General features: G+C 42.0%; 8 protein-coding genes. All 8 read right to left on the reverse strand.

Annotated features, from left to right (window positions below):
• Nucleotides 1-261 precede the first annotated feature (261 nt).
• Complete coding sequence (locus PXC00_RS12005; protein ID WP_275844720.1) at nt 262-1,164, reverse strand: SHOCT domain-containing protein; 903 nt, start codon at nt 1,162-1,164, stop codon at nt 262-264.
• Between the two features lie 195 nt (nt 1,165-1,359).
• Nucleotides 1,360-3,720, reverse strand: a complete 2,361-nt coding sequence (locus PXC00_RS12010; protein WP_275844721.1) for a hypothetical protein — start codon at nt 3,718-3,720, stop codon at nt 1,360-1,362.
• Nucleotides 3,721-3,954: 234 nt separating this feature from the next.
• Nucleotides 3,955-5,046 (reverse strand): 5-methylcytosine-specific restriction endonuclease system specificity protein McrC, encoded by a 1,092-nt coding sequence (gene mcrC, locus PXC00_RS12015; protein WP_275844722.1) that lies wholly within the window; start codon nt 5,044-5,046, stop codon nt 3,955-3,957.
• A complete protein-coding gene (locus PXC00_RS12020; RefSeq protein WP_275844723.1) occupies nt 5,043-7,442 on the reverse strand; it encodes an AAA family ATPase in 2,400 nt (799 codons plus the stop codon). Before PXC00_RS12020 ends, mcrC begins: the two co-directional genes overlap by 4 nt.
• A gap of 18 nt (nt 7,443-7,460) precedes the next feature.
• Entirely contained in the window at nt 7,461-10,427 is a 2,967-nt protein-coding gene (locus PXC00_RS12025) for a type I restriction endonuclease subunit R (protein WP_275844724.1), read from the reverse strand.
• Nucleotides 10,424-11,701 (reverse strand): restriction endonuclease subunit S, encoded by a 1,278-nt coding sequence (locus PXC00_RS12030; RefSeq protein WP_275844725.1) that lies wholly within the window; start codon nt 11,699-11,701, stop codon nt 10,424-10,426. Before PXC00_RS12030 ends, PXC00_RS12025 begins: the two co-directional genes overlap by 4 nt.
• 12 nt (nt 11,702-11,713) lie before the next feature.
• Nucleotides 11,714-13,816: a type I restriction-modification system subunit M gene (locus tag PXC00_RS12035; RefSeq protein ID WP_275844726.1), complete on the reverse strand. Its 2,103-nt coding sequence runs from the start codon at nt 13,814-13,816 to the stop codon at nt 11,714-11,716.
• 58 nt (nt 13,817-13,874) lie between these two features.
• The gene (locus PXC00_RS12040; RefSeq protein ID WP_275844727.1) at nt 13,875-16,163 is read right to left on the reverse strand and encodes an AAA family ATPase; all 2,289 of its coding nucleotides are present in this window, start codon (nt 16,161-16,163) and stop codon (nt 13,875-13,877) included.
• Between the last annotated feature and the right edge of the window lie 21 nt (nt 16,164-16,184).

Genomic DNA, 16,184 nt, shown 5'->3' on the forward strand with positions numbered 1-16,184 from the left:
AAAGGCGAAATTCACACCTCGTCCGTTCGAGAGAACAAGTCTAAGGGGCTTCCAGTACCTATTATAGCATCTACAGCAATTCCGCAATCGTCTTAAAAGCGCAGGCTGTGGAAATAAGTCCAGATTTCATCGTCTCAACCTATAACTTGCCTACAGAAGGCGATGATCTGTGTCTGAGTTTTGTTTGCATGACAAGATGTTCAGCCATCGGAATTTTCCTCTCCAAATGTAATTTAAAAGGCACGAGACAACATAAGAGGTTTATTTCAGTAACTTCCGTTTCTGCTCTTCGAATTCTTCTCTTGTAATAATTCCATTATCCAGAAGCTTCTTGAATTTCATTATTTCATCTGCTGCACTCATGTTCTGCACAGGTGCATATTGTACTGTCCGTTTTTTCTCTTTATTCGCAGCATCTTGTAGCACCTGAAGAGTAGATATTATTTCCTGTGCCCGCTGCATAAGATTCCTGTACGACCACGAACTCTTATCTATACTCCCCATGGTGAGAAGATCGATATATTCTGTAGGATGTTTTACATCACAAACTGTTATCTTGATCCGCAATGACCTACAAGTCTCATGTACCTTCCGCTTGGACGCTGCACTGCCAACGACAGCTCCAACACCGCCAAACAGCAGTCCTCCAGCAACCGCTCCCCCAAGACCGCCTTTAATGACTGTATTGCCATCTTCCAACAGTTCAAAGCTTATAATATCCTCTATGTGATGCTTTACAGGTTCTTTAAATAGTTTCGGCGTTACATACCAAAGATTTCTGCAATCTATCTGAAGATACTTCTGGACTGCTTTTGGCACTTCAATTTTATGTGGGATAGAAGTAACTATTTGGCTGGATGTAGCGCTTTCAGCATTGCCTACATCATATGATGTGGACGTCTTTTCAAAATGAGAAGATACCGGCGGCACATATCCGTGAAGCTGTTTTTCTTTAGGAGCCGTGCCGTCTCCACGTTCATTCATTGTAATTTCAGCTCTTATGTCATCTGATGTAGTTTGCAAGTTTCCCGCCCATGTAAAAGGATTATGACCGGCTTTTTTCACGCAATCAAAGCAGACAAATTCTCTGCCCTTAATTAGGAATTTATTGACTGCTATCTTTTTTAGCTGTTTCCCGCATATGCAACAATATATATTTGCCAATTCGCGCCCTCCATTCTTGTACAAAACATATTTCATTTGATGCGGACGTGCTATTTCTTAATTTCCTTTTTTCTCCATCCTGTAACTGACATTAATCTCAACACTTGCTTCAGTGACGTCTGACGCTGTTATTCAACCGTGACCATACATTCGGTGGCCTACCTTCATTCTTCAGCCTTTTGTCCGCTAATTGTTTTAGACCGCTGCCAAAGCCTGTGTTGTATCATTCAAAGTAAGATCTGCCATAGTCTCTAGCATCGGGATCAACACTGGAGAAAGCATTGTACTTACCGTGCTCACGGCATTCTGTACATCAACGTCCTTATCCTCAGGCTTTTTTGAGCCCTTGTAATACCCGATAACGCTCATGCCAATTAAGGCCATGCTTGTCGAATACCGAGCCTTTGTCAGTTCTGATTTAGCGGAATCCCTAACGCTATTGAGCTCTGTCAGAAAATAAGTGTTATCCATATTCAAATAATAGTCTCCGCCCTCATCTGTTGGCACATATTTCAGTGCAGAATACTGGTTCATATCGTACTCATCCCACTCGTCTTTTCTGATCGGTATAATTTCCGGAAGTGCAATTCCCCCATTATTCTGCGTATCTTTCTTGCCGGTATTTTTTGAGAAAGTACGGGCCCCCTGACCACCGCTAGAATCATATTCCTGTGCCTCTTCGACGGCTAGAATAATGGTGTTCTCAAAATCATTCACAACACAGTCATCTTTGATCTTTGTCATAAAGGTATGAGTATCTCCGACGCTAACGCCCACAGGCATTCTTATTGTCAAAGTTGCAATACCATTATACAGATTCAGAGGGCCCTTTAAATCCTGACGTTCGACACCATCCATACAAAGAATCAATCCTCCTGAATCAATAGGGCGATTAAAGTAATCATTCTGGACATCCGTTTCAAACTGCACACGGCAGTCATGGTTAATAGGTGCATGTTTATTTAGCTTTCCGTCCTTAAGTTTGCCCTTAAGCCTGAAGAATGTCGGGTGATTTTTTCCTTTAAATGTATCCGCCACTGTGGCAGCCTGCTCATTTGCAAACGGTGATCTAATCGTAGTACCAGCTATAAAGAGCTTAGAAAGTACAGGTGATTTATGTAGGATATTCTCCAAGACATTCTTAAGCGGTTTATTGTCAGCAACTTTATCCTTCAACGCAGCTGTACGGCGATCGTGTTCCGCCTTTTTGAGGCCTTGGTTATCGCGGAGGACTTTTTCCAGCTGCGTCTCAATTTTTTTAGAGAAATCACTTGTTCTAATACGATCCCTACTGGTCATAAACATGGCTTCCTGATGATTGATATCGAATTTAGAGCAATCCACCAATACCAACAAACTACTTTTAATGTATGAAAGGTTTACGCGATTGAAAAAATTATCATTCTCGATGCCTTGCGTCTGGCCGTTCATAATATAAACGATACCGTCTTTTTTCCTGTAGTTGCTCTGTTTATTCTTCTTAAACAAATAGATGGAGAACGGCATTTCTTGTCCATCAACGTTTATCGATCCGGAGGATGGGAAGTTATCCTCAATATTGTCTTCTCTATCGTCATATAGTCTGGTTACCATTCCATTCAGCGTTGCTTCCAAGGTGTGGCCACTATATGTAGGACGGCACTCTCTCAGACGAATTGGATGCGCCAGGTCCGGAATCAATAAGGAAAGACGATAGTTTAAGCCGAACAGGATATTGGTTTTGTACCCGCTGAGCTCGTAATTATAGAGCTTTATAAAGGTTCCGTATACCATTTCTTCATATTTGTCTACACCAGCGACAGTCGGAATAATGGGCATAGTTTCGGCCTTAAAGGTCAAGAGAGAACCGTCCGAGCAAGCAAGATATGTATACATAGAACTCTTACGGCCTTCACGAGCTTCCTCTTTGCGAACCACGGTTACAGACCACTCATCGAATGTTGGATCGTTATCTGTGTTTGGAATGTCTGGACAACGCCTCGAAATTACAAGCTGCAGGTGATGTTTCCCACAGAATGGGAATGCCCCAGTACCACCCATGTTGAATTTGCCCTGCACAAAGGGAACCTTCAGTTTATTGCTCTTGCTGAGCGACAGTATTGTTTGTGGCATTTTCTTAGGAGTTTGTCCTTCACCACGGTCCACAATGGTAAGATTCTCCTCGCCATGCGCTTTCCCGGTAGCAGCCAGAATAATGTTTTTTGAAAGCTCATTTCTGCTCTTGGTATCGAGATTCATCAACTGACCATTACGCATATGGAAGAACTCAGATAAGGCAGCCTGCATACTCTGCGGAGCATCCGGACCACTTACGCTTTTGCCGTGTATCATGCACTCCTTCATCAGTACAGCGTCAACTGAATTAATCAGTTTTTCAACTAATGCAGCATCGGCATTGCTCTGCTGATTACCAATGATAGAGTAGTTATTTTCGTTGTTGCCATAGGGCTGCCAATATGCGTAGTTGTCCCAGTAGCCAGCTTCCTTAAGTACACTGATGAGGTCCTTCTCAGTCTCTGTGCAGACAAGTTTCTTTGCAAGGTCAATGTTTTTCATTTCTAGTTTCTCCTTCATTCAGCACGCTGTATTTGTTCGTTGAAAATGCCTCCACAGCCTACATGGACATATAAAACACAGACTTTCATGTGTCTTGTCTGCACAGAGACTGGTGTATTTTCTGATTTCGAATTTGTTATTTAGGGTTGTAGCCTTATCAGCGTGGCCTTTTTTCTCTCGTCCTTGGTCTTTCTTCTCCTGCGGCAACGCTCCTGCACTACTTTTCCTCCTCAATTACTCGTGTTGCTTTCTAACTTTATCTTTTGATCTATCAAAGTGCTCCGCAGCAATATCGTCCAGCTGCTTTGCAATTTCTGAAAACTCCAAATTCAGATCAAGCGTTTGTACACTTATCTGATTGCCGCTCATTTGATATTTATTGTCCGGCTGAATTTCCTCATCTGTTTTTGCATAAAGGAGCATGCCTGATACGGTGTGATCTGCATTTTCAAACTCCGCATCTTTATTCTTCACATAAGTGAATATTTGATATAGATTATTTGAATGCAGTGTGCTGATGCCATATTGTGTTTGCATTGTGTGCGTATAATACTTCGCGTCAATAATGAGTACTGTATTGCTCTCTGCATCCTCCAGCATGATATCACTCTGCATAATCGGAAGAAGCGTGCCGACGCCGTCGTCCAGTGCCCACGGAATCTGCGATGCACTTGCTTTCAGTTCCGGATGCTCTTTGATATAATATTCAAGAACGAACTTCTCAAATAAACGATTCATACGCTGATCATCTACAAATGACGCCAGTTTATATTCTCCGTCATCTGTTGTCAGAAGCATTCCCTCAATAATCAGCTGACAAATGCTCAGAAGTACACGATATGTCTGATTATTTCTCTGGAAACGGATAGACGTCCATCTAATGCTTGTAGGTTCAACCTCATCCACGTTTGAGAAATACAGCATTTCTTTTTTTAGCTCGTCTTTATATTCTGTATCGATCTCCGCATGACGAATCAACAGCATGACCGTTGTTTTCAGAATTTGGTTAAGCAGGTTATTTTCAGAAAGTTCATCATACTCGCAAGTAAGTCTCTGTTTACGGGCAATTTGATTTTTTATAGTGCCCGGCATATCAATCTTGCCACGCATTACCGGTAGGTCTTCTTTTCGGTTTAGATACTCCCTGTATAGACCCTGTTTTAATTGCCGACCGATTCCCTTTGAAAGAATTGCAGCAAACAGGTTATGTATGTTCTCGAATTCTTCCTTAGCGACCTTTTCATCATCAGACTGCTGCAGAGTAGTGAAAGCATAGGAAAGCATATAGTAAATATTTTTTATAAAAATGCTCTTATCCTTTGTCATTGGAATACTCCATGAAGAATATTTTCCCAGCGCTGTAGTTTTGCCGTATCATCAAACCAGTATTCACTGAGCATAGGAAGAATGTCAAAATCCACAACTGAGCGTAGCCATTCGTCCGAACAGGTATCATGCCCGCAGAAATAACTGTGTCCAATGCAGAAGCCCTTCCCAAGTGATTTGTCCGAAGCAATCTCCTTGTTCAGTTCCTTTACCTTTTCTATCAGTTCATTAAATGTTTCGTTATTAAGACTATTTTGATACTGAATGAATCCGTCAGAATCAAAAGCCGGTTCCATATTGAAGAAACTGAATCTCCGTCTTAAAGCATAATCAATCATTGCAAGGCTGCGGTCTGCTGTGTTCATCATTCCGATAATGTACAGATTAGCCGGAACTGAAAAGGGCAGGCCGTTATATGCAAGAGTCGCTTTTACGCCGCGATAATCCTTCTCAATCAGCATAAGCAGCTCACCGAAGATTTTGCTCATATTACCACGATTTATCTCGTCAATAATAAAGAAATAATCCTTATCCGGCTGGTTAGCTGCCTTCTGGCAAAAGCGATAGAAAATTCCGTACTTCAGCTCGAAACCATTCTCTACGGGCTTGTAGCCCATCATAAAATCTTCATAGGAATAATTTTGATGAAACTGTACGAATTCAATACGGCTCTCGTCCTTTTCACCCATCATTGAATAGGCAAGACGCTTTGCAGCGAAAGTTTTCCCAACTCCGGGAGCACCCTGCAAAATGATATTCTTTTTATTACGAAGAACAGCTACAAGTGAGTTATATCGTCCTTCGGACATATAGACCTCGTCAAGAAAATCATCCTTCGTGTAGGCATCGATGGCCTTTTCCGTAGAGATTGGATTCTCGTCCCGGATGATATCCATAATGAAATCATATTCGCCCTTAGTTAGCTTAAATAGGCTACCCTGTGGATTGACGAAATACTCCATCTTTTCAAGTTCCGGGTAGGCTTTTAGTGTCTGGTAATCAATCGGCGACGTGAGACCTTCTACCTTTTCAAAATCAAGCTTTTTGCCATCCTGCTCCGCACTGATTTTTGCTATTGCTACGATCTGCTTCACAGGGTTTGACTCATATCCGATGACCATGTCTCCCACTTTGGCATCGAGAAAATTTTGAAAAATGCGGCGCTTGTTACCGTTCTCGTTATAAAGCGTATATGACTGTACATCGCCGACTGCAATTCCGGAGAAGCTCCAGATCTTCGGATTTGCATTTAACCACCAGTAGTGATGCTCATCCTCACCTTCCTCGGAAACGGCATAGAGTTGAATCTGGCTCAGATCAACCTTGTCAAGAGCATCAGAAAGCTCGTCTCTCAATTTCCAGACATAGCTGCCTTCTTCATCTTTCCCAGCTACCTTCCCGACATAAAGAACAGTCCACCATCTGGAATTTTCATTATCACGTTCCATTACTGGGCATCCGGCCTTTTCAACAACCCTTCTGGCAAGCGCCACTGATCCGCTGTTATAGAAATTCTTTGTTTCACCATATTTTACAGAAAGTTGAGTACAGGTAGCCTGACCGCCGTAATCCTTCATTCGACGCATAATCTCAAGGCTCCCCTCTGTGAAGACATTCTTGTCACTGAGAAGCCTCACCCAATCATCAACAGATAATCCTGGCTCGTATTCGGAAGGAAACCATTCTCCTTCTTGTGCGGACGTTTCTTTCCCTTTCTGGGAATAATACCGGCTGATATAAAAGCCAACGTCGATGGTCAAAGTTTTGAGATCTGGGTCAGGATAGCAGGTATCTGTCAGCTGAGATTTGAGAAGATTGACCAGTTCCGTATCCAGTTTCAGCTCATCGCAAATTTCATCATAAAATTTAATGAAGCTGCGAATATTATCAGCATAGGCTCCCTTTTTAAACCTATAATCACTGCCAAGCTCATCGGCAACCGTCTTAATCTCGCCGTATTTGTAAATGTAATATTTGTCCGGATACCGGAGCCAGAGATAAATAGTAATGGCATTCTCATATTGGTAGTGTTGTGCAGCACCATTTCCGTATTTCTCAAGCATAATAGAGGATTGGTCTTTGAAAGCTTTTATGCGATCATATACATCCTTGCTTTCATCATAGAGATTAATGAACATAGCACGGACTTCTTCCGGTGCGGTTTTGGCAAATCCCTCAATCATCCCCCGCGGAAAATTATTCGTGGATGCAAGCAAATTGAGCGTCTTTGCCAAAGACCGTGAAAGCATATCCGCAAAGTCATCGGCATTTACGTCCCAGTTATCCTGAAAGCACTTGACGGCTTCCCATTTGTATTTTTCATTGCCCCATTCGGTAGTTACAAAATTTTTTTTGTAATCTACTAGCACATCCTTTAAACGAAATTTGTCAAACATGTCTTAGCTCCTTTGGCCTTATGATCTGCGAAGGCTTGCATATATTTCTTCGGCAAAGATACCGAGTACCTCTCTCTTAATCTCATCGTTCGAGAGAAGCAGGGAAAAGAAATCCTGATTCTGATCAAGTCCGGCAATCAGAGCATCATCAATGTTATCAAAATACGAAAACTCGAAGTCTTTCTCGCTGTTGTTTTTAGCACTGACCTTCAACCTCTCCGACTTCATCATGATATCCTTAATTTGCAGCATAGCTTTTACCGCCACATCGTTGTCGTAGGACTTACCGGTGCGGGAATTGATTTCTGCAATAATCTGCGAAAGGCGCTCCTCTTTTGCCGGAGTCAAGCTAAAGCTCTCAGCTGTCGCCAGCTTTACAACTGGCTGTGCAACAAGATCAGGTTTCACATGCTCCTCGGCTCTTTTCTGCACGAAATTTGTTGCCTTAATCTTGCCATCAAGATCATATCCGCCGCCCGGATGTTTGATGTTGATGTAAGAGAGCAGATAAGTGATAAAGTTATATTTCTTGTGCAGATCAATATCCTCAAAGCAGGACACCTGCAAGAGAAATTCGTAGAAGCGAACAAAATGGCGCATCAGTGCAACTATCTCGGTCTGTTTGATCGGTTCATACCGTTCAATCATGTTTTTTGTTTTATTGAAATAAAATGTCAGCTTCTGTTTATCCTTTGGAGTGATCTTTTCTTTGTATAGCAGCTCGTTGGCCTTTTCTATGTCATCCGGGTCAAGAACTGTATATGCGTCAATTTTAGCCTCAAGATCATAGATTGCGGTCGGTGTAACGGAATTTGAAAGCAGCGTAGTCGTGTAATACGGAGCGAATGCTGCCTTGATGTCGTCGTAGGTGTTTACAAAATCCAACACAAATGTGTGTTTCTCAAACGGTGGACATATGCGATTCAACCGTGAAAGCGTTTGTACTGCTGAGACGCCCTTGAGCTTTTTTAGCACATACATCGCGCATAATTTCGGCTGGTCAAATCCCGTCTGATATTTATTTGCCACCAGAAGTACGTTGTAATCATCTTTGTCAAATTCCTGAGTAAGCCTGTCCTCCGGAAAGCCGTTCATAGAAGGCTCACTATATTCCGTGTCATCATCCGGGAACTTTACTTTTCCAGAAAAGGCGACAAGGGCATGAATATCTGTATATCCCTTTTTATTGATGTAATCCTCTAATGCCTGACGGTATTTTACAGCTGCTTGGCGAGATGCTGTTACGACCATTGCTTTTGCCATGCCGCCGAGCTCTGTCATAACACTCTGCCGAAAATGCTCCACGATCACTTCAATGCGCTGCGCGATGTTCGTATCGTGAAGTTCAACAAAACGAGCGATCTGCCGCTTTGCATCCGAGGTTTTGCAGCGTGGATCTTCCTCTATCTCTTTATTAATCTGATAGAAAGTGTTGTAGGTCGTATAATTTGCCAAAACGTCCAGAATGAAGCCCTCTTCAATAGCCTGCTTCATTGAGTAAATATGGAAAGCTTCTCTTTGGCCTTTTGTGTTTAACCTGCCAAAAAGCTGCAATGTAGTTGATTTCGGCGTCGCGGTGAATGCAAACATCGAAACGTTTGATTGTTTACCATTGCGAGTAATTTCCTTTGAAATCATATCCTCAACGTCTTTGGAAACTTCATCACCGGCTCCGAGAGACTTCGTTACCGCTGCCATATCCTTTCCAGCCGTGGAAGAATGCGCCTCATCGATGATGACAGCAAAGTTCTTTTTCTTTAAGTTTTTTACACTATCAACGATATACGGGAACTTCTGTATTGTCGTTGCGATAATCTTTGTGTTGCCTTTAAGCGCGTTAGCGAGGTCGGCAGAATTACACTTATCATCCATCACGCGGATAAGACCGGCCTTATGCTCCAGTCCCATAACAGCCTTCTGCAGCTGACGATCTACAACAACACGGTCGGTTACGATGACAATATTGTCAAAGATAATCTTGTTGTCCACGTCATGCAGAGAAGTTAGCCTGTGTGCCAGCCAAGCGATAGAATTTGTCTTTCCAGAACCCGCGGAGTGCTGAATTAGGTAATTCTGCGCGGTACGGTTTTCCCGTACATCTGCGAGCACTTTTCGGATAACATCCAGCTGGTGATAGCGTGGGAAAATGATGTTCTCCGTTTTTTTCGCTTTTCCTGTAAGTTCATCGACTTTTTCTTTTGTCTCAATAAACATGAACTTTGAGATCAAGTCGAGCATGGTATCTTTTGTCAGAATATCTTCCCACATATAGGACACGCTGTAGTGGTCTTTAAATGTGGGATTCCCCTTTCCGGCATTAACACCCTTACCATTACCAATGTTGAATGGCAAAAAAAATGTATTTTGCCCTGTCAATTTTGTGGTCATGTAGACTTCTTTCAGATCCATCGCAAAATTGACGAGAACCCCAGCCTTAAACAAAAAGAGTCGTGTCTTCGGATTTCGTTCGGTGCGGTACTGAAATATTGCATCCTCATACGACTGCCCGGCGGCGTTACACTTTAGCTCGAAGGACATGATTGCGAGGCCGTTCAGAAAAATCACGAGGTCAATACGCTCTTTGTCACTTGCCCATACTTCCTCCATTACAGAGAAGATGTTCTTCTCATATTTGGCAAGCAAATCCTTATTGAAATCTGTTGCTGGCTTCGTGTACATCAGTTCCAGTTTCAGATTGGAAATCTCGATGCCATGCTTTAGAACATCAAGCAGGCTTCCACGAGCCTTTGTTTCCTCCGCATTGATAAAGCTGACGATGGTGTCCTCCAGATCGTCCTTGTATATTTTCCGCAGCGCAGCCATCTCGTCCGGCTGCGTGCTATTCAGAAATTGAAAGAGCATTCCTCGGTCAACAGCAAACAAACGGTCATAATCTGTCGCCTTGCGGATGACATAACCATTATCTTTTTCCAGCCTGTCCATAATGAAATGTTGGTATTCTTTTTCAGATAAGATGTCGTTCATGCAGTAGGCACCTCCTTTTTCCCAGTAACATATTCATAAATGAGGGACTTTTTATATTCCTCGATAGTGGAAAGCTGCTCATTCTTATCTGCAATAACCTTATCTATCTCAGAACACTTGGCATCAAGGTAATCTGCAATCTCGTTTTGCTCCTTAATCGGTGGTTCAAAAACCATTAGTCGTGAGAACTCTGAGAAGTTCAATCCTTGTCTTACGCCATTTCCCATATTGTAAAAAACTTTCATCACGTCAAACGCATGGAGCAGATAATGATAATAAGCCACGTTCACAGGCTTAGTCGGCATCAGCGCAATATAAGCCGATGTAATAATTCCATGTTCTTTTGCAAGACCTGTTCTCAGGCTACGCTTATCATTTTGCAAATCGGTCGGACGAATAATAATATCTCCTGCTTCAATTATGTTGTATGTATTAAAACTCTCTGGCAGAAGTCCATCGCTCGTGTTGATATCCTTACGAATGATGTTACCATAGCTCAACGAAAGCAGATTATTCTCCTTTCCAAGGCTATTCTTATGCTTTCTCTCACCAAAGTAAACATACAGCGGGTGCATGTTCCAGTGGGCAGGAATCTCTCCTACATATTCAATTCCGCTATCTTTCATCTCAGCATTAGAGTTAAGGCCTTTTGTGACAGCCTCGGTAATGATAGAACGCTTGTAGTGTTCAAGCGTATCAATCTGGGTCTGAATGTCAGCGGACAGAGAATCGATCTCATTACATTTAACATCAAGGTAACTTACAATTTTTTTTTGATCATGATAGGGAGGCAGTATAAATTGATTTCTTTTTAGCTCGTCAAAGTTCAAAATCTTACGTACTCCACCACCCATATTGTGGAAAGCAGCGCAATTATCGTAACTCTTAAACAAATAATTGGCGTATTCAGGTAATACTGACTTTTTGTCGTTGACTTCAAATGCGATATATGCAGAGGTTATCACTCCATGTTCCTTAACAAGTGCTACCCTTTTTGTTACAAAATCAAAATTCAAATTCAATCCGTTAAGCATGAGCGTACCAGCATCTACAATGTTGTAGTTTAAAATAGTGTTGGCGACGTAGCTATCTTCATCAGCATCAAAATTTTGCTTTGGGACGATGGTTCCGAACTTAAATTGTAGAGCCTTAGTTTCAGTACCATGGATATTTTTATTCCTATTTTCATGGAATAAAGCTCTTATCGGTTTACACCCCCAATTTGTTGGGATATTCCCGACCCATGCAATTCCACTATCTTTCATTTCTCGCATATTTCCACCGCCTTAGTCGAACAGCTTTGCTACGCGCTCGGAGACAGATTTTTCCAAATTCATAAACTTTGTCTCCAGCTCTTCGCTCGGAACAGGTTGCTGATATTTGTAAAAGTAACGGGTGAACGGAATTTCTGCGCCGGTCTTAATAATCGGATTCTTCTTCGATAAGTCCTCGTCAAAGGATGCCTTCGCGTCAGGAATATGCGGCCAAACCTCCCGTTTCATGTATGTATCAATGTCTTCATCCCACTTGACGATCTCAGTGTCTTTTGTTTCCTTGTCGTAGATGATATTGCCCTTTTTATCTTTTTGAATCTCCGCAGACTTATCCATCACAGATAGACCATCCGCGATTTTGCCAAGTAGCTTTTTATCCGTCGTGACCGGTTTCAGGACCTCAGCCAGCACAGGTTCAAAAGCACCCTGTGAAAGATAAACCTTATCCGATATAGCTGCCTGCAGCGCCTCTATAATCTTGTCATACTGCGGTTTATTCTTTTCATAATTTTCGAGCTTCTTCTGATCTTTGCCAGTCAGTTCTTCAGCGTTTTCAAGTTCGTTAACCTTTGCCTCATCGTAAAGGGAAGACAGCGAGCCCTTTAAAACCATCGCATTGATGCGCTCCTGCGTAATTACATAGCTCCTCTGCAGCGGCTGCATTACTGTATATTCGCGATATATGAACTCCGTATTTTTATAGATCTTCACGAACTCACCCGGCTGAAAATTTGCGTACAATTTTGTAATCTCCGCGCGATCTTCCGGGCTTATTTCATTTTTCTTATTGCCAAGAGCCTTGCGCAACTTATGGAAAATGTTCGATGCGTCAATCAACTGAATGTATCCTTGACGCTCCCTACGCTTATTCTTAGAAAGTACCCAGATATAGGTTGCGATGCCTGTGTTGTAAAAAAGGTCTGTTGGGAGCTCAATAATTGCCTCAATCAAATCATTTTCCAGTAGCCATCTGCGAATTTGACTCTCCCCGGATGATGTACCCCCAGAAAACAGTGGGGAACCATTTTCGATAATGGCACATCGACCATAATTATCATCGAGCTTATTAATAGCAGATTGTAAGAACAGCATCTGCATATCGCCGGAACCAGGAAGGCCCGCTCCCCAGCGTCCATCCATACCTTTTTCGTATTCATCATTAACGGCTTTCTCGACACCTTCCGCAGCATCCTTGCCACCCCAAGGCTGCCCAAACGGTGGATTTTCCAGTACAAACCGCATCTTGATGTCTGGAAAACGGTCGGCCTTCATTGTGTCTTGATAACAGATATTTTCCGCATTCTGCCCTTTAATAAGCATCTCCGCAAGGCACATGGCGTAAGACTCTGGATTGATTTCCTGCCCGAAAAGGCGCACATCTGCGGTAGGATTGTAACGCTTAATGAAATTGTATCCGGTGGAAAGCATTCCACCTGTACCGCAAGCCTGATCCAAAATTGTAATGACCTTGCCGTCGTCGAAAATATCATCACAGCCTTCGGCAAGCAGAATATTTACCATCAACTTGATAATGTCACGCCCAGTGTAATGATCACCGGCCTCGGCATTCTCAGAAAATTTTCGGATTAGTTCCTCAAAAATATATCCCATCTTCACATTGTCAATCGTGTGTGGATTCAGGTCGAGTTCAGAGAAAGCCTTCACCACAGACAGCAAACGATTGTTTTTATCCATCTTGTCAATTTCTTCTCCAAAATTCAATCCTTTCTCTTTTGAAAGCAGAATCTCCTGCACATTGGAAGAAAAGCCCTGAATGTATGATTTGAAGTTTGCGGCAAGATGGTCGGGATCGTTAATAAGCTCCGCCAGCGTATATTCGCTTGTGTTGTAAAACTGAAACCCGGACACGCGGTACATCGCTTTTGTTGGGAAGGTCGGATCCTTTTTATATTCATCAACAACCGCCTGTTTCGTCGGTTCCAGTGCACACTCAAACCGGCGAATGATGGTCATCGGAATGATAACATCCTTGTATTTGTCGCTCCGATATGTTCCACGCAACTTGTTTGCGATGGACCATATAAAATTGACTTCCGTCGATACATCAACTGGAGAATCATCCCACATTGCATCTATCACTGCTTTTTCTGCCATTTTCTAATCCTCAATTTCCATATGTTATTATAAATGATTAAGGTTCCAAAAGATGGACTCAATCATCATCTTGAATTCCCATCATCATTTTGTAATGCTGTTCCTGATGGAGAGCATAGAAGATTTCCCGGAAAGTCTCTTTATATTGATCAACATTGGCATAATCCTCTGTAAAATTCAGCCCATCACTTATGCCATTTGGATTGCTAATATAGGAGAGCATTGCAGATGCCAGATTGTATTTGGTGTTATCCGGCTTATCATCTTCGGTAGCACCGGGAACAATGAAACTCGGTTTATTGTCCTCCAGCACCCTTTTCCGTAAATCGTCGCCTTCATAGCCATAAAGCTGCATAAAGTAATATTCCAGTATTCGGCGCATTACATTCAAAAGAGGGATTGGAGAATCAAGCTCTTTCAGTTCATTCCAAAGAGCTGCATAAGAACTCTGAACAGGATTGTAATTTTCCATTTCAGAAGGGACTTCGCTGCATTGCCGTTCGCAGAGCTTAACGGTAGAGACATTATCCACCTTCTGTATTACATAAAAAGAAACATTTCTATATCTCTGCACCTGATGATATGTAACTTCCTTATGAAAGTAGACGTTATGTGTCAGAACGAAGAGCTGTTTAATATATGTTCCTTTAATATCGTCGTCCTTTATCTGCGCATTATTATTGCAGATAGTTATCATCTCGCGGACAATAGCGCTAACGATAAATAGTGCGCTGCTGTCCATGCTGGAAACCGGATCATCAATTACAACGACTTTGTCTTTAACGACATCGCTGTTCCGGCTTCCTTTCACCATATGATAGAAATAAAGGAATGCAATAAAATTTCGCTCACCCTCACTTAAGTTTTCAGCAATTGACCCATCTTCGCGGATGACTTCATAAACATTCTGAACGCCCTTTTTTTCTCTAAGGCTGAATCCCTGAAATCCGGAGTCACGAAGAAGATCATTTATACTATCGACTGCCGCTTTGGTATTAACTACCTGTTTATTAAGCTCAGTAATGTCCTTTGACAAAACCATTACGTCTTTATGAGCCTGTACCACCTTGTTTTTGAACTCCTCGGCTTCATTTTTCACCTTGGTGGTACTTGTCTTATAACTTGAAATTTCTTCCTGCAGCAAGAATGCGATATGTGACCATAAAGCATTTTTGCATTCTTCCTTTTTTTGCTGTCTAGTTCCGACAACATCATTATTGGCCTTAATTTTCTTATTGATTTCATCTATCAATTGTCCGATGTCAATCAGAAGCGAATCTATATCTTCAAGAGAAACAACTGAGGTCGGCTCTTTTGCCTTTTCAGCAATACGCTGTTCATTGATTTTTACGTTGCTTTCAAGGAGCTTAAGCTTGTTCTGGTATTCTGCCAGATCAAGCGTAGGCATGGTGTCATCAAGATTTAATTTTAATTTTTCAATAATGGCTGATGTTTCTCTTGTATATACAGACTGAAAACGTGTGATTTCACTGATGTCCTGTTGATATTCTTCATCAAAGCATGCAGCAATTTCAGACTCAAAATTAGCAGGAAGTTTCTGCTGGCAATACGGGCAGCGGCCAGCGGCGTCTTTTGAGTAATGTTGATGGCCTTGACGAACCCAGTCGGAAGCATTCAGAGCCTTGATGAATTTTGCAAATGGGGTCTTACTGCTGCTTACAACGATCTTATCCATCAGATCGTGACCGGGCAGTTTTCCATAAGAGGGAGCACCAGATACTCGTGAAAAAAGATTATATGTTCGGGCTTTGGAATTGTATGCAACATGGTATAATTTCGCAAGTGCCTCGAGATTGTATTCCTTTGGCGTTTTTACAGAAAGTACCGCATCTGCAAACAATTTCTTAGTCCCAGTTCCTTTGACCGCATCCTTAAAAGTATCGCAAATATCTCTTGTTTTCTTCCAGCACCCATCTTCAAAAGTTTTACGGATAACAAATTGCTCGCCATCCTTTTTGGTTTTTTCTTCTGTATAGTTTCCGGCTTTTGCCTCAAGTTCATTCTTCTGGTTGGATTTTTCTTCAACCTGCTTCTGAATTTCTATATTTGTTTCGCTTATGGTAAACACACCGCGAAGATTTCCATAGGTAGCAAAATTTCTGTTTATAAAATCCTGACTATATACCAATACATCGAAATCATCAGCAACATGCCCATTCTGCCATTCCAAGCCATCGTTATGTTCAATAGCTCGTGCTACCGTAGATTTTCCAGCGCCATTCCTACCATAGAAAAAGTTAACATAAGTAGGCTCTATTACTTGCCCATGAAAAGTTGCTTCATTTAACGTGATCTCTCGAATTACGGATTTCATTTTTTCAGTCATTCTGTACCCTCCCTGTCAGAA

The sequence above is a fragment of the Caproicibacterium argilliputei genome (genome assembly GCF_029211325.2).
In the GTDB taxonomy this organism is placed as follows: Bacteria; Bacillota; Clostridia; order Oscillospirales; family Acutalibacteraceae; genus Caproicibacterium; species Caproicibacterium argilliputei.